The organism is Ruegeria profundi (assembly GCF_049800715.1).
Classification (GTDB): Bacteria; Pseudomonadota; Alphaproteobacteria; order Rhodobacterales; family Rhodobacteraceae; genus Ruegeria; species Ruegeria profundi_A.
In genome coordinates this window covers 281,653-300,830 of the sequence record NZ_JBNAFO010000004.1, presented here as the reverse complement: position 1 = coordinate 300,830, position 19,178 = coordinate 281,653, and the positions used below count along the sequence as shown (strand labels likewise).

Below are 19,178 nucleotides of genomic sequence, written 5' to 3'. Positions count from 1 at the left end.
TCAGACGGCGAAAGTGATCCAAGCCCAAACCATGGCAATATAGGTCAGGCTGTGCATCAGCTGGTCCAGACCAGTTGCCCGCCAGAATGCGGCTTGATTGGGCTGTAGCTTTTTCTTGTCAGAATAGCTGGCCTTGGCGAAATCAATATTGAAGTGGATGATCCATTCTAGGGCCGAGATGATCAGGATAAAGCTGATCGGTGCTCCAAACAGCAAAAAAATAAGGGCAGAGCCCACAACATGCACCCCTGCATGTTGCGCGCGTCCCAAATGAAAATACTCGCCACGCCCGGTCAGCATCTTGGGCGTCTGTAGATAGAAGTCCGCGAACATATGTTTGATCTGCAACAAGCAGAGCAACAGCAACACGGCACCATAGCTTTCGGGCAAACGTATCCTCCCGATATCGTCCTAAAGGGAACTCTAGGCGCTAAAATGCGTGTAGGCAAATGAACTAGTTCACACATGCGCAAAGATTGGCACTTTGTCGGAAACTATTTGCCTAGCAAAGCAAGATTACTGTAAATTCAGACTGTTAATTTTCCGTGCATCGTTTCGAAACCGGATCATTGATCAAAAGCAGGGACAGGTTCCATAGAACGCACGATTTTCCGCTTCATCTGGAAATACTCCAAGCGCGACCAGTTGATCCTGCTGGCCGTGACCTCGACGTTGTTTCCGCTGCTCTATCTCACGCTTGAGCTGCCCAAGCGCATTATCAATGACGCGATTGGTGCCTCGAGCAGCGTGGTTCAGGTTTGGGGCTACAGCCTGCAGCAGACGAATTTCCTGATCATTCTCTGCTTTGCCTTTCTGGCGGCGGTGCTGGCCCACGGCCTGATGAAAATGCGCATCAACACAATGAAAGGTGTCCTGAGCGAGCGTATGTTGCGCCGCTTTCGCTATCAGTTGATCAGCCGCGCCCTGCGTTTTCCCCAACCCTATTTCGAGCGGGTCAGCCAGGGTGAGATGGTCTCGATGATCACCGCTGAAAGCGAGCCGATGGGCGGGTTGATGGGGGATGCGATCAGCCAGCCAGTTCTGCAGGCGGGGCAGATGATCACTATCCTGTCGTTTCTGTTTCTGCAAAGCGTTTGGTTTGGTCTGGCTGCGGTGGCGCTGATCCCCGTGCAGGCCTGGTTGATTCCCAAGCTGCAGCGCCAGATCAACCTTCTCAACAAAAAGCGCATCCAGGAGGTGCGTATCCTTGCCGCCCAGATCGGCGAGAACGCGGCTGGGGCCTCGACCCTTCGCGCAAATGGGGGCTGGCGGTATCGCCGGGCGATGATCTCGGATCAACTGGGACGGCTATTCGGGATCCGGTTCGAGATCTACCAGAAGAAGTTCTTTATGAAGTTCATAAACAACTTCATCTCACAGCTGACACCGTTCATGTTTTATCTGGTGGGCGGCCTGCTGGTCCTCCAAGGCTCGGTTTCTCTGGGCGCGCTGGTGGCGGCGTTGGCGGCGTATAAGGACCTCAGCTCTCCGTGGAAGGAACTGCTGACCTACTACAACCAGACGCAGGACATGTCGTTGCGCTGGGATGTTGTGATCGAACGGTTTGCGCCGGCCGGAATGCAGGATGAGGCGTTGTTTGAGGGTGAGCCAAAGACCCGCCCGCATCTTGATGGCGATATCGCTCTGGATCGGGTGTCGGTGCGCGATATGGACGGCAACCAGATCCTGGACGATCTGAACCTGACCTTCCCGCATGGCAAAACGATCGGGATCGCCGCGCCTAGTGAAGAAGACCGCCGCGCTATTGCCGAGTTGCTGACCCGTGAGATTCTGCCAAGCGCTGGGCGTGTCCGTATTGGCGAGCAGAATCTGGCCGAACTGCATCAGGGCGTCGTCGCCGCGCGGATCGGCTATGCGTCATCGCGACCGGTGATGTTTCAGGGATCGCTGGGCGACAACGTGATGATGCCGATGCGCTACAAGCCCCTGTCGGAGGGAGGCGACGATCCAGGATTTGCCGAAACTCTGCGCGCGGGCAACAGCACCGACCCTTTCAAGGCCGAGTGGCTGGACCCATCTCTCGCCGGGCTGGATTCGGCGGATGCCCTGCGGGATTGGTGGCTGCAACTAATTGACGGAATGGGGTCAGGCGCGGCGCTTTTCCAGCGCGGGGCCGAGCAGGTTTTCGACGCAGCACTGCATCCGGAGCTGGCGCAAAAACTGGTGAAACTGCGCCCGTTGGTGCAGCAGGCGGTGAAGAAGGCTGGGCTTGAGCAGCAGGCGCTGATCTTCGACAAGTCCACCTATAACCCGGCCTTGCCCGTGGCTGAGAACCTGCTATTTGCCACGCCCCGCGTTCCGGTCACGCAAGCGCTGTTGGCACAGCAGAGGGTCTTTCTGGGTCAGTTGCGCGAACTGGGGTTGGACGAGACTCTGATCGCCTTGACCCGCGATGTGATCGACATGCTGCGCCAGATCTTCGGTCTGGATGGGACGGACCACCCGCTGTTCCGCAAGCTGGGGCTTGAAGCACAGACCTATGAAACAGCCGTCGAACTTGTCGAGCGTACCCGCAAAGAAGGCGCCGAGGGGCTAGACGACGAACAGCTGGCCACCTTGCTGGCGGTGCCTCTGGTCGTCTCGGCTGAACAGATCGGCCTGGCCTTTTCGGATGAGTTGAAGGATCGTATTCTGGAGCTGCGCCACAGCCACTCGGAAAAGCTGATGCGGCCGTTGATGGACGTGTTCGTGCCTCTGGACCCCGAAGCCGTCGCGCCCGGCCTGACCGTGATGGAGAACGCGCTGTTCGGCAAGGTCAGCGAGATCGGCGGCGCGCGCTCGGACGAGGTGCGCAAGCTGATCGTCGACGTTCTGGCCGAACACGGCGCGCGCCCGTTGGTGGTTGAGTTGATCTATGACGTGCCCGTGGCGCTCGGTGGGCAGAACCTGCCCGCAGTTTTTGCCGAACCCCTGGCGTTCACCCGTGCGACGATCAAGAAACCCGACATCCTGATCCTGGAAAACGCGCTGGCCAGCTATGACATGCAGACGCAGGTCGCGGTCTACAAAAACCTGCGCGCGCTGCTGCCCGAGACCACGGTCATCTATCTGAACGATCAATTCCAAAACCCCGATGTCTTCGACATGTATGTCGAGATCCGGCAAGGTCGGGTTGTCACGGATGAAGGACCGGGGGATGTGGAAGAGGATAGTGCCGCCTCGGCCGACTTGGCCCGCAAGCTGCGCGCCCTAGAGCAGACGCCGCTGTTTTCTGGCCTTGATCGGCGACAGTTGCGCCTGCTGGCCTTTGGTGCGCGGTGGTTTGATGCCTCTGCCGGGCAGGTGATCTTCCTCAAAGATGACCAGCCCACGGATGGTGCCTACGTTGTTCTCGAAGGCGAGGCGGGGTTGTATCTGCCCAAATCGGGCACGCCGGATGAGCTGATCCTACGCGTCGGCCCCGGGGCATTGGTAGGAGAGCTGGGCCTGATCCGCAAAGAGCCCCGCGCGTTGAGCATGGTGGCCGAAACCGACCTGTCCTGCTTGCGCATCGGGGAAGAGGAATTCCTGGCCGTGGTCGAAAACGACGCGGCGACGGCGTTCAAGTTGCTGCAGGTGGTTGCGGGATATGTCTCGAACTAGGGCCGTTTCGAGTTAAACCCGGAACGCTCCTCTGTCAGTCTTTCGGCTTGCAGAACAGTTGATAGAGCAGTTCGATCACTTGTTTTGTGTTGCCATCCTCAAGAGAATAAAACACCGTTTTCCCCGCGCGTCGGGTCGAGACCAAACCGTCCTCACGCAGACGGGCCAGCATCTGGCTGACGGCGGCTTGCCGAATTTGCAAAAGCGCCTCCAGTTCGCCCACCGATTTCTCGCCGTCTCCGAGGTGACACAGGATCATCAGGCGGCCCTCATGCGCCAGCGTTTTCAGAAACGCGGCGGCACGGGCTGCGTTGTCTTTCATTTCCGCCAATCCGTCCGATGCCGGGGCTTGAGTGGTGCTGTCTTTCAGTGTCACCGGTCAACCGTTCTTCAACTAAGTCTTCTGACACTATGCCCTAAGAAACGTTATAATGTCACCCCTCAGATACGGGAGCCCCACCCTGAAAGGCGTTACCATTGGCATAGTCGCACGGTTCTTCCTGCATCTGAAGGTGAAGCCCGTCGCCTTTGTAAGGATGCGCGCGAGCCAGATTTTCGTCCACTTCAATCCCAAGTCCGGCGGTGGTTGGAGGGGGCACGAACCCGTCCTCAACCCGGATTGAGCCCTTGATCAACTGGTCATGGAATGGCGTTTCAATGGTTTCCAGTAGCAACAGGTTCGGGATAGAGGCCGCCAGATGGATATTCGCAGCCCACTCCACCGGCCCGGCATAAAGATGCGGGGCCATTTGCGCGTTGAACACTTCGGCCATCGCAGCGACTTTCTTCATTTCCCAAATACCGCCTGCACGCCCCAAAGCCGGTTGCAAAATCTCCGCCGCGCCTGCGCGCAGAACCGCGCCAAATTCGGCTTTGGTGGTCATGCGTTCTCCGGTCGCGACAGGTATGCGGACGTTGCGGGCGACGCGGGCCATGTCCTCGATATTGTCGGGTGGAGTGGGTTCTTCGAACCAAAGCGGAGAGTATGGTTCCAACGCCTGACCCAAGCGGATAGCGCCTGCGGTGTTGAACTGGCCATGGGTCCCAAACAGCAAATCGGCCTTGTCGCCCACCGCCTCGCGGATCGCTTTGCAAAACGCGGCGGACAGAGAGATATCGGACATCGCAGGCATGTGCCCGCCCCGGATCGTATAGGGACCGGCGGGGTCGAACTTGACGGCGGTATAGCCCCGACGGACCGCATCTGTCGCAGCCTCAGCCGCCTGTTCGGGCGATGTCCAGAAGTCGGTCAGGTTATGCTGGGGCAGGGGGTAGAGGTAGGTATAGGCGCGAATGCGGTCATTCATCTTGCCGCCCAACAGCGCATAGACCGGGCGGTCGCGGTCCTTGCCCAGAATGTCCCAACACGCGATCTCAAGCCCCGAAAACGCTCCCATCACAGTCAGGTCCGGGCGCTGCGTGAAGCCCGAGGAATAGGCGCGGCGGAACATCAACTCGATGTTTTCCGGATTCTCGCCCTGCATGTGGCGGTCAAACACGTCGCGGATTATGTGGCTCATAGCGTCTGGTCCAACCGAGGAGGCGTAGCACTCGCCCCAGCCGGTGATGCCGGTATCCGTAGTCAGCTTGACCAAAATCCAATAGCGACCGCCCCATCCTGGGGCTGGCGGGGCCGTGACGATGATATCGAGGTCTTGCAGTTTCATCTTAGCCCTCTCGTGCTTGGTCAAAGGCAATGAGTTCGCGATCAATCTCGGCCACCACCTCGGCGCTGCCAAAGAACGCCATGTCCGGGGCGTCGACGTCGTCCATGAAAGCCTGAATTTCGATCAGCGCTGGTTTGCCGTCGAAACTGCCCTCGATCTGCCAGCGGCTGCTTTGGTCCACGGGCAAATCCGACAGGTTCTCCGCGATCTGGGTGACCAGAGCTTCGGGCAGCCCAAAACGGGGATTGTTGGCGAGGCCTGTCAGGAAAGGCGGTACCTCAGCCAAATCGAAATTCATCGACGTTTCCGAAGTGGAAGGCGCAGGTTTCGCCGCCTCGGGTTTGAAGAGATCGGTCAGGAAACGCAGCATCGGCCTACCTGTCGAACAGGATCACGTTGCGCTTGGCGGATCCGGTCTTGGTATCGGCAATCGCCTCATTGATCTGATCCAGAGACCAGCGGCCCGAGACCAGTTCATCCAGCTTCAGTCGTCCTTGCTCATAGAGGTCGATCATCCAGGGGATGTCTCGCTGGATAACCACGTCGCCCATCTTTGACCCCACCAGACCCTGACCAAGCGCGGCGAGGATCACCGGCTCATAGCTGGCTTCGTCCCCGGAATGGGGCATGCCGATCATCACGGCTTTGCCGCCCAAACCCAGATAGCGTGGGGCCTGATCATAGGCGGGGATCGCGCCGACAGTGATCAAAACTGCATCCGCGCCGCGCCCGCCCAATGCTTTGTAGGCTGCTTTCCAAGGTTCTTTCAGACTGGCGAGAACGCCGTGGGTGGCACCGAACTCTTTGGCGATTTCAATCTTCTCTTCGGTCATGTCGACCGCAACGATACGGCGCGCGCCAGCGATCCGAGCGCCTTGGATTGCGTTAAGGCCTACTCCGCCTGCGCCGATCACCACCACGTCTTGCCCGGGGCGCAAACCTGCGGCGTTCACAGCTGCGCCGACCCCGGTGATCACACCGCAGGACAACAGGCTGGCGAGGTCTTTGGGCAGGGTTTCTGGGATCCGAACGATCTGCCGGTGGCTGACGACGACTTTCTCGGCGAAGGCCCCGCAGGCCATCGCCTGTTCCAAAGGTCCGCCGTCACCTGTGCGCAAAGGCCCTTTGACCGTGTCATAGGGGGTTTCGCAGATCGTAGGTTTGCCGCCTGCACATGAAGGGCAGGAGCCGCAGGCCCGGATCAGCGTCACGACCACCGGGTCGCCCAGTTTGAAATCCCCTGCGGCCTCTCCAACTGCGCTGACTACCCCGGCGGCCTCATGTCCGTAGACAGCGGGCAGGAACCCGCCCCATGCACCATCGGCATATGAGATGTCCGAATGGCAGATGGCCACCGCGTCCAGTGTAACCTCGACTTCGCCGGTGCCAGGGGCGGCCAATTGGACCTCTTCTATCGTCAGAGGTTCCCCGAACGCCCGGCATACGGCGGCTTTGATGGTTTGCATATCGTCCCTCGCTTCGTTTGGTTTACGGTGGCGCGGGAATTGGCATCTCGCAAGACGGAAACCGTCACGGGTATGTCGGTATTACGCCACGGCAGGTCGGGCGCGCAGAAACAGCAAGAACCCCGCGGCCATAAGAACCAGTGCTAGGAGGAATGGCGCTCCGGGCAGGTAGAGCGATGTTTCAGGCCGGATGAACCACGCAAACACGCTGGTCATCAACAGGGGCGAGATCACCATGGACAAGGCGTGCAGAGACGTCAGGACGCCCTGAAGTTCACCCTGTTGCGAGTCTGGCGTCGCGCGCGAGGTCAATGCCTGCAGCGCGGGCGTGATCACCGCGCCCAAGGCGGTGATCGGGATCAGCATCAGGGCGATAGTGCCATTGGTCAGGAAGGCTAGCAAAGCGAAGCTGATGACCTCAAAACCCATGCCGCAGATAATGGTCATGCGCTCCCCAAGATGACGGGTCGCGGGTCTGATCAAACCGCCCTGAACGGCGGCCATGCCGATGCCATAGACGCCGAGAGACAGCCCGATCATCTGCGGCGACCACCCGAAACGCTCGGTCGTGAAATAGGACCAGATCGCTGGGTAGACGTAGATTGATACCGAGTAGAGGAAATAGACCCACAGTAGGGGGCGAACTCCGGGCAGGGCGGCGATGGCCTTTAGCGCGTTGACAGGGTTGGCACGTCGCAAGCTGAAGGCGCGGCGGGTTTTGTCTGTGACCGTTTCGGGCATGACCATCAGCCCGAGGCCGAACGAGAGAGCGGACAGTGCTGCGGCCGCCCAGAAAGGCGCGCGCGTTCCGTATTCGGCAAGCAGGCCGCCCATTACGGGACCCAGAACAAATCCCATGCCAAAAGCCGCGCCGAGCAGGCCAAAATTGGCTGCTTTGTCTTCGGGTTTCGAGACATCTGCCATGAAGGCAGCCGCGGTCGCGTGGGTTGCGGCTGTGATCCCTCCTACAATACGACCGAGCAAAAGCAACCAGATGCTGCCTGCAATGGCCATGACCACATAGTCCAAAGCCATCACAAACAACGAGACCAGCAAGACACGCCGACGGCCATAGGCGTCTGACAGATTGCCAAGAATAGGCCCGAACACGAATTGCATGGCGGCAAAGGCGGTGCTGAGGACACCTCCCCAAAGGGCGGCGTCGGCAAGCGTTCCGCCCTGCACCTCGACGATCAGTTGCGGCATGATCGGCATCACAAGGCCGATACCCATCGCGTCAATCATGACGGTCAGAAGAACAAAGACAAATGGAAGGCGCATGAAACCCGGCTATATGACCCGGCGCTTACCCTAGAGGGGCCAGCAGGATGTGGGAAGGGCGCAAAGACACCAACCCGGATGACGTCTCGTCAGGCGGCTAAAGTTTATCCGACAGCTCATCCAGTATTTGGGCAAGTTGCCGCGGGTGCGAGAAGAACGGAGAGTGTGAGCTGTCGATATCCCGCCGAAGATGTGCTGGAATTCGCTCGCTCATATCTTTCTGATAGGCCGGAGGGATAGTGTGGTCTTCGGTGGTGCGGATATAGGCCTTTGGGACCTGGTCAAAGTGATCCCCTATTGAAAGCGGTGTGTCTTGCGGCTTGATGGCCTGCGGGCAGAGCCGGGCGAATGCATAAGGCAGGATCTCGGGCGTGCAATCATGATAGAACAGGTCCTGAACGCGGTCGGGATGCACGGTATAAGATAGCCCATCGGTGGATTTGTCGACCGCATCGCCAATGGTTTGCACCGGACCACGTCTTCGCATGTCGACCAGAGACAATCCGCCCTGCGGGACATAGGCGCAAAGATAGATCAGCGCGCGCATGGCGTGCGGGTCGGCCTCGGCTGCGGCGCTGATCGGGTAGCCGCCCCAAGAATGCCCGACAAGGATCGCGTCTGGTGTTGAGGCCGCGAGCACGGCGTCTCGGCAGCTCTCCAGCGTGACATCGCAGATCGGCGTCGGGTCCGAGCCGTGGCTGGGCATGTCGATGGCACGAGCGATGTGGCCGAACGCTTCAAGCTCGGGTATCAGGTCGCGCCAGCACCAGGCGCCGTGACAGGATCCATGGACCAATAGAAATTCGGCCAAGGGACGCTCCTTCAGATGTGACCGATCTCGGTCAGGAATTGCCGCAACAGGGCAGCGTTTTCAGCGGGTTTTTCGACGCAGGGCAGGTGGCCCACCCGGCGCATCAATTCGAACCGCGAGCCGGGGATCAGGTCCACCGTTTCGCGTACCAGATCAGGCGGTGTCGAGCCGTCTTCATTGCCTGCGATCCCAAGTGTGGGCAGGCGCAGGCCGCTGGTCGGCGTGTAGAAATCGGTGCCCGCAATGGCGGCACAACAGCCCAGATACCCTTCGGTCGGCTGGCCGACCATCATCTCGCGCCATGCGAGGTGTTGGTTGGCGGCCCGGAAATCGCGCGAGAACCAGCGCTCCATCGTCGCATCGGCCAGCGCTTCGATTCCACCGGTTCGGACGGCCTCCATCCGATCCTGCCAGATTTTCGGCATCCCGATCTTGGCAGCGGTGTTCGACAGTACCAGCGCGCGGACCTGATCCATCCGTTTCACCGCCAGCCCTTGGCCAATCATACCACCAATCGACAAGCCAACGAAGACGCAATCCCGGATTTCGAGGTGATCCAGCAGCGCCTCGGCATCCCTGATCAGCGCGCCCATGGCGTAAGGCGCAGGCGGGACCGAGGATTGTCCGTGCCCCCGCTTGTCATAGCGAATGATCCGAAGCCCGTCTGGCAGGTGTGGTAGCACATCGTCCCACAGGTGCAGATTGGTGCCCAGCGAGTTTGCAAACACGATGGGCGCACCGTCTGGCGCGCCATCAATCCGGTAGTTTAGCTGAACGCCACCCAGATCAGCGATCGTCATGCTTTTGTTCCTTGCTCGGCTTGTGCGTGCAGATTGCACAAACCCGATATGGGTGTCAGGTCAGGAATTCCAACGCACGCGCAAAGACGCCGGGATCAACATTTCCGCCCGAGGCGACAACGATCACGTCATCCCCTTCGATCTGATCCTTGCGGAACAGGGCCGAGGCGAGCGATACCGCGCCGCCCGGCTCCAACACGATCTTGAGGCGCAAAAAGGCCAGCGCCATGGCGTGGAGCGCCTCGTCCTCGGTCACGGATAGGCCGGGGCCGCAGAGGCGGTTGAGGATCGGAAAGGTAATGTCACCCGGTTGCGGTGTCAGGATTGCTTCACAGATATTGCCTGCAGTTGCAGGATTGCCTTGGATCTGCCCCGCCTCCAGCGAGCGCTTGACGTCGTCGAACCCGTCTGGCTCGCACGGACGTGCGCGCAGGCCAGGGGCGTGCGCCTCAAGCGCGAGCGCGATGCCCGACGTTAGACCGCCGCCGCCGCAACAGACCAGAACGTCGGCATTGCTCACGCCTGCGGCTTTGGCTTGGCGCGCTATCTCGAGCCCGGCAGTGCCTTGCCCTGCGATGACTTGGGGTTCGTCGTAGGGGCGGATCAGGGTCAGTCCGCGTTCTGAGGCCAGTGCATTGCCAATCTCTTCGCGGCTTTCCGTGGCTCGGTCGTACAGAACAACTTCACCGCCCAAGACACGCGTGTTGTCGATCTTCAGCTGCGGCGCGTCCGACGGCATGATGATGACCGAGGAGATTCCGTGCTTCGCCGCCGCCAAGGCCACCCCCTGCGCATGATTGCCCGAGGAATAGGCGATCACACCGAGCTGTCTTTCCGCCTCGCTCAACGCCGAGATGGCCGACCACGCGCCGCGGAATTTGAAGCTGCCGGTGTGTTGCAGACATTCCGGTTTAACCAGAACCCGGCGCCCAGCAATTTCGTCAAGGAAGGGCGAGGTCAGAAGTGGCGTCACGCGGACATGCCCTTGCAGCCGATGGGCGGCGGCTTCGATCAGGTCGATTGTACTCATGCTTGGTCCAGAATCTTGCGGATAACGGTGAGGGATTGCGGCTCGTCCAGAAAGGGCACATGGCCGCGATCCGGGATTTCAGCCGTGATCAGGCCAGGGTGGTGGGCCTGCATCTGTTTCAGTGTTTCCTGGCTGAGGATGTCCGAGTTTGCGCCGCGCAGAACGCCGGTCGGAATGCCCTGTAGCGCCTCGAAGAAGGGCCACAAATCCGGCACGGGGCCGGCTGCGGCTTGTTCTATCAGGGCCATGCGCAGGGCCGGATCATAGCGCAAGGCCAGCCCCTCGGGCGTTTCTTGATACTGGTTCTCGGCCTGTATGCGCCAAACCTCCAACGGGATATCGGGGAAATGCGGCTCCGTCACTGCCTTAAGGACGGCGGCGGCCTCGTCAAAAGTCTTGGAGTTGGGTGCTACGCCCACATAATCCATGATCCGAGCGATACCTGAGGGTTCGATCACCGGACCCACGTCATTGAGGATCACGCCTGCCAGCCGGTCCGGCTGCAGCGTCGCGAGCATCATCGCAATCATCCCGCCGCGCGACGTGCCCAAAACAACTACTCGGTCAAGGGCCAGATGGTCCAGCAGCTCGATAACATCCTGAGTTTCGCGCAGCACATTGTAATTCGCGTGGTTCGGATCATGATCCGACTGCCCGCGCCCCCGCGCATCCATTGTGATCAGGCGGGCATCGGCCACATGCGGAGCAAGCAGCGAGAAATCGCGCCCGTTGCGCGTCAGTCCGGCCAGACAAAGAAGAGGAACGCCTGCGCCACTATCCTCATAGTGCAGCCGAATCCCGTCAGACGATTTGAATTCACCCATTACAGCCCGGCCAGTTCGGGGATTGAGGTCAGGTCAGACAGAACATGCGCCGGTTTCCACGGCAGTCGATCCATCGGTTCGCCAGCGCGATTGACCCATGCGGTAACAAAGCCGTATCCGCTTGCCCCGGCAGCGTCCCAACCGTTGGAACTGACGAACAGAACCTCATCGCGGGCACATCCGAACCTGTCTTGTACTAGATCATAGACCTTGGCGTGGGGTTTGAAGATACTGACGCTTTCGACTGAAAGCACATCGTCCAAAACATCGCCAATACCGGCCGATTGCACCGCGCCATCTAACATGGGAGGCGACCCATTCGACAGAATCGCGGTTTGCAGCCCGCCTTGTTTCAGCGTCTTTAGCATCTGGGGCACCTCGGGATAGGCGCGTAGCTCCCAGTAAAGATCCAGCAGCCGTTGGCGCAGCTCGGCGTCCCCTTGCAACCCCGTCGCCTCGAGCGCCCAGTCCAGCCCGTCTTGTGTGACATCCCAGAAATCGCAATGAGCGTCTGCGACGGCGCGCAGCCATGTGTATTGCAATTGCTTCAGCCGCCACTGATTTGCCAAATCCGGCCAAGTATCGCGGAGCGCCTCAAAGCCCGGCTCGACAGCGGCCTGACGTGCCGCAGCGGCTACATCGAACAATGTCCCATAAGCGTCAAATACGCAGGTCGTGATTGCCATCTGCTCTCTCCCCTTTTTCTGGCGCAAGGTGGCACAAGAGGGCGGTGCAGGAAAGAGCCAAGGTCCGACAACACTTTGTCAGGCTTGGATCGTGTTGCGCATTGACAGTAGCGGTTTGCACTTTTGCCGAGGCAAGAGGCCAGTTGTTTTTCTGGCAGTATCAATACTAACGAGACATGCACATCCCTTGCTAAAGAAAGCAGGAGGAAACCGATAATGATCTGAGATTTGGTGGAGCCTAGGGGAAACGCCGCCGAACGCCTAATGCACTGATAGTAAACACTATTGTGGTGTGTTGGTTTATAGTGTGTCTCACCTTAGTGTCACACTTATAAGTACGCAATCCTTAGCACCCAACTGCCTATGACCTAAACGCAGGACTTCTTCATTGTACTGTTTACATTCGGCACGGTATTCATTGATAGGTGTATTGATATGGAGCAATGCGCATGAAACGGACTGCAACTGCCTTTGGGTTGATGCTTGCGACCACATCACTAGCAAGTGCGGATGAGGGTAAATACCAAACCCTCATGTTGTCCGGTATCTTATTGGTTCAAACCAACACGGAAACCGGTCAAATGCGAATGTGTCGGGTGGACCCTAAGTTAGTGGTCTCTGCAGAACCAGTGGAGTTGTCTGCACCTGAGTGTGGGCAATGGAGTTCACCAGATAAGTAGGAGCAGTCGTAGTGGAGACAATTGTTGCTATTGTAGCAAGCGCCCTTGCACTGGCTTTTGTGATTTGGCTCTGGATCATCGTGCCTATGAATATGGCGCAGAACCGAAACCGGTCTGGTCTGATCTGGGTGCTCATCTCCATCGTAGGGTCACCGTTGTTAGCAATTCTTCTATTGTATGCTTTGGGTGATGCACCATCTGCGTAAGAGGCCTAGCATTCAAAACAGACTGTTCTCTATTGGTGTGTAGCTACTATCAACACGGCAGAACCACTGGAAAGTGCAGGTTTGCACAATTACGTCTGTAGCATGATTAAGTCGCTAGTCTCTGCATTGTCGACTGAATTGGTTCGTTCTGCTAAACGCCGAGCAGTCTTGTTGATGTGGCAGTGAAGCTAGCGTGCCAATAATTACGGCACTTAACCAGTTTGTTAGCTAATATATATTATAAACAGATAGATATGGGTTATCAGGTATAATGCACTATCACTGTATATCAGTAGCTGAGTAGATGCTGACTAACTTATCAGTTCGGTGTTGGTACTGGTATACTGTGTAGTGTTTAGGATGATGTAGCAGGCAAGTTCGGTGTCCAAATGCTATTGGGTGTATATTCCTTTTGTATATGTATTATATATACAAATAGAGGGCAATTCATTCAGTGTTATATGTGTATACTATTGATATACTACAGTGTGACTAACTTCTAATATTGTGGTTATTGTAATCAACAAGGACCATTGAATATGTATATATGATTGATGTACAGCATCTCATATCCGATACTGTATTGGGTGTGATCTAGTGAATACCTTGCAGAGGCAGACAGATCACACATTCGGTAAGTGCAATCTGTAAAATAACCCTGCAGGGGCAGACAGATGACACATTCGATAAACGTGATCTGTCGGTTTATTTGCTCATCTGAGGGAGGGCTAAGCTAATACCAACACTAATGCACACATGTCTGCAAAGAAGATAGATTACTGAGTAGCGCGGAAGACAGATTACCCAGCGGAAACGTACGGATGGTCCAGCAAATTTGCTACTTAAGTTAAGAATATTGGACGTTTCGAGGTGGTGTAAGGTATTGGTACTGTGCGTTTTCTTGGAGTGTTACCATTCAATAGCGGCCTCTCGCTGCGAATTATTGTAGCCTCGACCGCAAGCCTCCTGCTTGCTTCAGTTACAGTAATGCGAAGATACCAATCTCCGGTCATCCCTTGCTGTCGGTACCGCTTGTTCAAACTACTTAAAACGCGTCTGTGGAAGTTTACGGTACTTCCGACATAGGCCAGGCAATCGTTGTGGTACAACCAGTACACGCCAGCTTGCCCTCGAAGTGTTTCCAAGTACTCCAAAAGACCGGGTGCGGCGTCGCGACCAAACTTCCATTTTTTCCAGTTTTCGAACGCAGACGCACTCATGAATGATCCCTTGCATTGAGTATCCGGTACACCGACGCGCGGCTGATACCGAGGTCCAGAGCGATCTTGGTCGCACCAATGCCTTCACCTGCTAGAGCAAGCACCTCGCCCGACTTCGCCAATGCGGTTGGCTTGCGCCCTTTGTATTTCCCAGCGGCCTTGGCCTTGGCAATTCCTTCGCGCTGGCGCTCCAGCATAATCTCACGTTCAAACTCGGCAACGCTTCCTAGCAAGTTTAACATCAGCTTCCCTTGGGCCGTAGAAGTGTCGAGACTTAACCCCAAGATAGTTAGGTGTGCGCCAACGACGTCAAGCTGGCTACGGATTTCCATTAGGTGAGCCATAGAACGTGCTAGACGGTCCAGTTTGGTGACTACTAGGTGATCACCCTGTCGAATGAAGTTGAGCGCCTCTGTGAGCTTCTCACGCGCTCTCACATCGACTGAGGATACCTGTTCAGTGAATACCTTCTCGCACCCGGCCATTTCCAGTTCCCGTAGTTGAGCATCAAGCCCAGCCGTTTGATCCAAAGTGGAAGTCCTAGCATAGCCAACAAGCATGATCTGTCCCGTTTCACAAAGTCTTAAATATTGAGATACATACTGTCTCAAAAAGCAAAGTCAATATCTATGAGACACACTTTGCGTGTGTGCCAGTTGTGTCGCTGGGGCAGGGTCTATTGAGGCGGGGGACTTGTGGTTCCTTCCCTGGCCAAAGGCAGCATCTTGACCAAAGAATGGCATATCGAGAGCCGCAATGTTGCACGGGAATAGTTGCGTTGCGGGTGCTCCCTCCCCCCCCGCGGGGGGGCATTGCTGAAGGCTGTTGTTAGATATCACCTCAAAAAAATTTGCAGGTTTTCTGCGTTGCGGGAGTGCTCCTTCGCAAGACCAAAGCAACAGTGCAGGTTAAATAGCGGGGGGATTTCCAGGCCTGGAATAGATAAAAAAGTATCCTGGATGATATTTTTTTATTTTTTCGGGTTGATAAAAGTATCCAGGATAGTTTATCAGCTAAACCAGGGTATGAAAATAGTAGCAAAAAATATGGAAGGTTTTAGTATGCATCCATCTCGCGAAGGTCTGCCGCAACCACTGTCGAAGCATGAGGCACTTGATGACCTTGATGATCTCGACGCATCGGGCAGCATTCAAGAAACACCGTTTAACGTTTTTATTGGGCATAATTTGGGACACAGAGTGTTCACTATGTCTGTGAAATTCAAAGATTTCCACGACTTGTCCGAGGTAGCAAACGATCGCGAGGCAGGACCGGTCGCGCAAAGGCCGCTTGATGTCAATCATGCGAGAAACTTGGCCAAGTACATGCTGCGCGGTTTGGTGTCGGCAGCAGCTATACGTCGTGAAATACAAGGCAAGGAACGGACGGACGCTTTTGAAGCTATCCTGAATGCATTGGGCAACCAGCCCTACTTCTCCCTCCAGCCAATAGTGTGCAACGTACGAAACATTCCATTTGGCGGAAAAGGGCAAGGCAGCATACGCGGCATTCGTCTCGAAACGTTGAGTGGGGAGACTGCTGCATTCAAAGTCTTTCTTTCTGAGAAGCACGTACTATGGGTAGTTGATGGCCAACACCGGAGAGCAGCCGCTGAAATGGTCATGAATTTTATTCAGATTGTCAGGCAGACCGGCAAGTACCCAGCTAAGGTTCCCGTCTTATTTCCCGACAAAGGCCGAGAGGTGACGACGGAAGAAATGGATGTTTGGAACGAGACCTTTGACGCCGCGAGGTCCTATGCGACCCTTACTGTGGAGGTTCACTTAGGCCTTGATATTGCGCAGGAGCGCCAGTTGTTTCACGACCTCAACAAACTCGGCAAAAAAATCAATACTAGCCAGGCTCTCCAGTTCGACAGTTCAAATCCCGTTACACAGTTCATAAAATCGCAGGTCATTGCGAACGGGTTGGTCCAAGTCAACGATACTGAGATCAAAGACTGGACTAAAGATACGGGCGAGTTGCCTATGAAAGATGTTGTGGCTGTAAGTTCGCTTGCATTTTTGAATAAATCGAATGCGTCAGGGGCCACACCTGCGGTAGTAGAGCCGCGGCAAGAAGTTGTTGGAAAACTCTGGTCAGCAATTTCAGACATAGAAGGTTTTGGTGAAGAACGATCAAAAGAAAAGACGGTCGCAGCTCAGCCTGTCGTCCTGAAGGCTTTAGCAAAGCTCGCTTATGATCTGAACTTCAATAACAGGCGCCCAGATGCTGGTCCGGCGCTGTTCGAACAGATTATAGACCGGTTAGAGAAAGTCGACTTCTCTCACAGCAACCCGATTTGGCGTTACTACGAGTTGTCTGACGAAGAACGTGAACGCTTTGGCCTTTCCGATCTGTACCTTTGGCTTCCGGCAACGGAAGGTACCGCAAATCGAGACATCGGGTCTTACCAAGCTGGTTTCATGCGTTTTGGTGCCAAGCACAATGATATCTTCCCAATAATCGCTGACATGATCCGTTGGCAAACTGGTCTGCCGAGCAGGCACTCTCATGAGCCCGAACGCGACTTACTTTCTGAAGCATGACAAGCATCCTGGCTCGCTGCAAACGGATATTAAGTGGCGAGCCAGGCCCAAACTAAAATATGAATGAGCACTAAGTGCGTTGGAGCAGGACATTGTTTTACCTGGATTTTATTGACGAAGATGTTGAAGGCTTTCGAGCGATATCCACATCGGCAAGTTGGGAGCCTTGGCTCAAGAGGACTATACCAAGCGACTGGGACGCAACAGTTAAACGTCGTTTGGTTTCAAACCTAAAACACACCTTAGCGGGCCTGGAAATGAAGGCGGGTTTGATTGTACCCCAAGAAGTTGCGCGTGGTGCAGGTCGGCACTCCGTATTGTTCGAACCGTATTTTCAGGTGCTAACCTTTGAGTTCTGCGTAGGTACATACTCTGTCTGCGAAGGGATTGGTTCTTCACTTTATTTGTCGACAACTGGCGGTGACGCCGAACGACGGGTTTACGTGAGTGATTGGAAGTCTGCACTGGTGCAACATTTTGACGCGAAAGGTCGCGCGTGTTTGGATGAAAACGTCGGAAGAGTAAAAGCAATCCGAGATAAAATGCACCAGGATAAACTGGGCGCAAGAGAGAACATCGACTGGCACGAATTTGGCTACGAAGGGGCTTTTGTTCCAGCTAAACGTGTTTTGGAATGCTTGCTTCGAACTAACGGCGATCGAGTGCCATCGACTTCAAATCTCGGCTAACACGTTGAGGTTGCTGTCCTTCAATCTGCAAACGTAACCTAGTTTACGTGATTGAAAATTGCTCCACATCGAACTTGGACTGACGTAGGGAATAGCCGTCTTTCAAATAAACCCGATGCGTTACGCCCTGTCGCTCGTGGCCTATGATGAATTGTATGCGTTCAGTTGCTACGTCCGCGCGAGCTAGCCTAGTTGCGAAGGTGTGACGCAACCCATGAAAAACATGAGCGTCCGACTTGATGCCAAGGCTAGTGGTGAAGGTTCGATTGAACCACTTGCTGAGTTTGTCACCGTAGCCATGTTTTAAGCTATAGGTATAGTCTGGGAATAGCCTATTCTGGTCCACTAAGCCGCGATTAGAAATGAACTCCATTAGGCCAAGCTCAATTAGCTTCGAATGTATCGGAACGCTGCGGTGAGCGGCATCACTCTTGAGCCGCTTTTTATTCTCGCCGTCCTCAGTAATGTCAAACAGCCATATGCCCTTTTCTTGCCTAATGTCGCTCAACTCTAGTTGACACACCTCGTTCAATCGAGCGCCGCTGAACATAGCTATAAGCGTTGCCCACCGGTGGCTCTCTTTCCTGTAAAACTTGCTTTCCGGTTCAGTTAGCGCCTTGTAGGCTTTGCTTAACGCATCTTGCGTGTAAGCTTTTCTTTCTTTGGCTTGCCCGCCTTTTTTCCCAATAGTTAGCCCTTGAAACAATGCCTCTGTAGCGTAGCCATGTGCCTCTGCCCACGCCCAAAAGTTCTTGTAAGTACTCAGGTAGCTGTTCACCGTGGCATTGCTGATCCTAGGAATATCTTTGACTTCTATGGCCTCACGCAGTGTCAGCCCTTGCGTCGCAGCAGCTTTCGACCTGTTGGCTGGCAATGTCAGAATAGCATTCTTGAGTTCTGCCGCTTGCTGTTTGCCGATTTGGTTCATTCCGCAATTTGCACCAAACCACTCAACTGCAATCGCCAATCCAGCCCGGCGTTTCTGAACTGTTCCGGGTGTCCAGTTCGCGATCTTTGCTTGCTCGGTGAAATAGGCTTCTACAGCTTGAGAAAGCGTGGGGCCGTCGTGCTTAGGTGGCGGCGCTGGATCGCGTGCCTCAGTGGTTACCTCTGGGGCTAAGAAATCGTATTTCTCAAAGGTCTTGTCGTGTTCCAGTAGGGCCTTGGTCAGTGCCAATTGAGCTTTCTTGATTTCACCTAAGATCAAAAAGGCTTCTTCTTGTGTCTTCGGTTGCCCGACCCCGGTACCGTTACATAACTTATCTAGTTCTGAGCGGGCATAGTCTCTGCCAAGCATGTTCCAATAGTCTTCATTAACCGCCTCATGAAGTCGGATGGTGTCAGCGATGCGTTCTTTCTCTAGTTCGGTATAGGGGCCGAGTTCATCCCTACGTGCCTTTGCCTTCTTTAATACTTCCGTGAAGTGCTCATGCACCTTTGTGCGTAGTTCGCCGTAGTTCATGCCCGAATGTTCTATGTGCTTTGTTATTGTGTCGCCGCACACTGCAAGACGCCGTGCCAGAGTACCAGCCTCTTTAGGGCACCTTGTACGCAATGACACTCGAAGGGTCCTACGTGTGGTGCATATTCTATTGTGGTGTTTTGGTCTTGTGTCAGGCAGTGGCCAGCGGAAGTAATAGATGCCGTGTCGGGACAGTGAGAGATA

16 protein-coding genes are annotated in these 19,178 nt (G+C 55.6%); 3 read left to right on the top strand and 13 right to left on the bottom strand.

The genetic code is table 11. The features are described 5' to 3' along the window. Window positions 1-390 (bottom strand): DUF3307 domain-containing protein, encoded by a 390-nt coding sequence (locus tag ACP15L_RS09420; protein ID WP_170472196.1) that lies wholly within the window; start codon window positions 388-390, stop codon window positions 1-3. 216 nt (window positions 391-606) lie between these two features. On the opposite strand from ACP15L_RS09420, the gene ACP15L_RS09415 reads away from it, so the two are divergent. Next, the gene (locus ACP15L_RS09415; RefSeq protein ID WP_425083992.1) at window positions 607-3,603 is read left to right on the top strand and encodes an ABC transporter transmembrane domain-containing protein; all 2,997 of its coding nucleotides are present in this window, start codon (window positions 607-609) and stop codon (window positions 3,601-3,603) included. A gap of 34 nt (window positions 3,604-3,637) precedes the next feature. On the opposite strand, the gene ACP15L_RS09410 is transcribed toward ACP15L_RS09415, so the two are convergent. From ACP15L_RS09410 to ACP15L_RS09360, 11 genes are all read right to left on the bottom strand, one after another. Further along, the gene (locus tag ACP15L_RS09410; protein WP_170555798.1) at window positions 3,638-3,925 is read right to left on the bottom strand and encodes a metalloregulator ArsR/SmtB family transcription factor; all 288 of its coding nucleotides are present in this window, start codon (window positions 3,923-3,925) and stop codon (window positions 3,638-3,640) included. Window positions 3,926-4,037: 112 nt separating this feature from the next. Further along, window positions 4,038-5,270, bottom strand: a complete 1,233-nt coding sequence (locus ACP15L_RS09405; protein WP_425083953.1) for a mandelate racemase/muconate lactonizing enzyme family protein — start codon at window positions 5,268-5,270, stop codon at window positions 4,038-4,040. Between the two features lies 1 nt (window position 5,271). Beyond that, window positions 5,272-5,640 (bottom strand): hypothetical protein, encoded by a 369-nt coding sequence (locus ACP15L_RS09400; protein ID WP_170659828.1) that lies wholly within the window; start codon window positions 5,638-5,640, stop codon window positions 5,272-5,274. 4 nt (window positions 5,641-5,644) lie between these two features. After that, window positions 5,645-6,736, bottom strand: a complete 1,092-nt coding sequence (locus ACP15L_RS09395; RefSeq protein WP_425083952.1) for a Zn-dependent alcohol dehydrogenase — start codon at window positions 6,734-6,736, stop codon at window positions 5,645-5,647. A gap of 81 nt (window positions 6,737-6,817) precedes the next feature. Further along, window positions 6,818-8,017, bottom strand: a complete 1,200-nt coding sequence (locus ACP15L_RS09390) for a TCR/Tet family MFS transporter (RefSeq protein ID WP_425083951.1) — start codon at window positions 8,015-8,017, stop codon at window positions 6,818-6,820. Window positions 8,018-8,114: 97 nt separating this feature from the next. Then, the gene (locus ACP15L_RS09385) at window positions 8,115-8,828 is read right to left on the bottom strand and encodes an alpha/beta fold hydrolase (RefSeq protein ID WP_170555753.1); all 714 of its coding nucleotides are present in this window, start codon (window positions 8,826-8,828) and stop codon (window positions 8,115-8,117) included. Between the two features lie 11 nt (window positions 8,829-8,839). Then, window positions 8,840-9,628, bottom strand: a complete 789-nt coding sequence (gene pcaD / locus ACP15L_RS09380; RefSeq protein ID WP_425083950.1) for a 3-oxoadipate enol-lactonase — start codon at window positions 9,626-9,628, stop codon at window positions 8,840-8,842. Window positions 9,629-9,683: 55 nt separating this feature from the next. Beyond that, on the bottom strand, window positions 9,684-10,658 hold the full coding sequence (locus ACP15L_RS09375; protein WP_425083949.1) for a threonine ammonia-lyase: 975 nt from the start codon (window positions 10,656-10,658) through the stop codon (window positions 9,684-9,686). Beyond that, window positions 10,655-11,482, bottom strand: a complete 828-nt coding sequence (locus ACP15L_RS09370; RefSeq protein ID WP_425083948.1) for an alpha/beta fold hydrolase — start codon at window positions 11,480-11,482, stop codon at window positions 10,655-10,657. The genes ACP15L_RS09375 and ACP15L_RS09370 overlap by 4 nt, the downstream gene beginning before the upstream one ends. Next, complete coding sequence (locus tag ACP15L_RS09365; protein WP_170719555.1) at window positions 11,482-12,168, bottom strand: haloacid dehalogenase type II; 687 nt, start codon at window positions 12,166-12,168, stop codon at window positions 11,482-11,484. Before ACP15L_RS09365 ends, ACP15L_RS09370 begins: the two co-directional genes overlap by 1 nt. A gap of 2,102 nt (window positions 12,169-14,270) precedes the next feature. Next, complete coding sequence (locus ACP15L_RS09360; protein WP_170802297.1) at window positions 14,271-14,834, bottom strand: recombinase family protein; 564 nt, start codon at window positions 14,832-14,834, stop codon at window positions 14,271-14,273. 399 nt (window positions 14,835-15,233) lie between these two features. Between ACP15L_RS09360 and ACP15L_RS09355 the strand changes: the two genes are divergently transcribed. Then, on the top strand, window positions 15,234-16,823 hold the full coding sequence (locus ACP15L_RS09355) for a DNA sulfur modification protein DndB (protein WP_171212994.1): 1,590 nt from the start codon (window positions 15,234-15,236) through the stop codon (window positions 16,821-16,823). Window positions 16,824-16,915: 92 nt separating this feature from the next. After that, complete coding sequence (locus tag ACP15L_RS09350) at window positions 16,916-17,512, top strand: hypothetical protein (RefSeq protein ID WP_425083947.1); 597 nt, start codon at window positions 16,916-16,918, stop codon at window positions 17,510-17,512. A gap of 43 nt (window positions 17,513-17,555) precedes the next feature. Here the strand turns inward: ACP15L_RS09350 and ACP15L_RS09345 are convergent, their stop codons facing one another. After that, window positions 17,556-18,974 carry a site-specific integrase gene (locus ACP15L_RS09345; RefSeq protein ID WP_425083946.1) on the bottom strand — a complete coding sequence of 473 codons (1,419 nt, stop codon included), beginning with the start codon at window positions 18,972-18,974 and terminating at the stop codon, window positions 17,556-17,558. Window positions 18,975-19,178 lie beyond the last annotated feature (204 nt).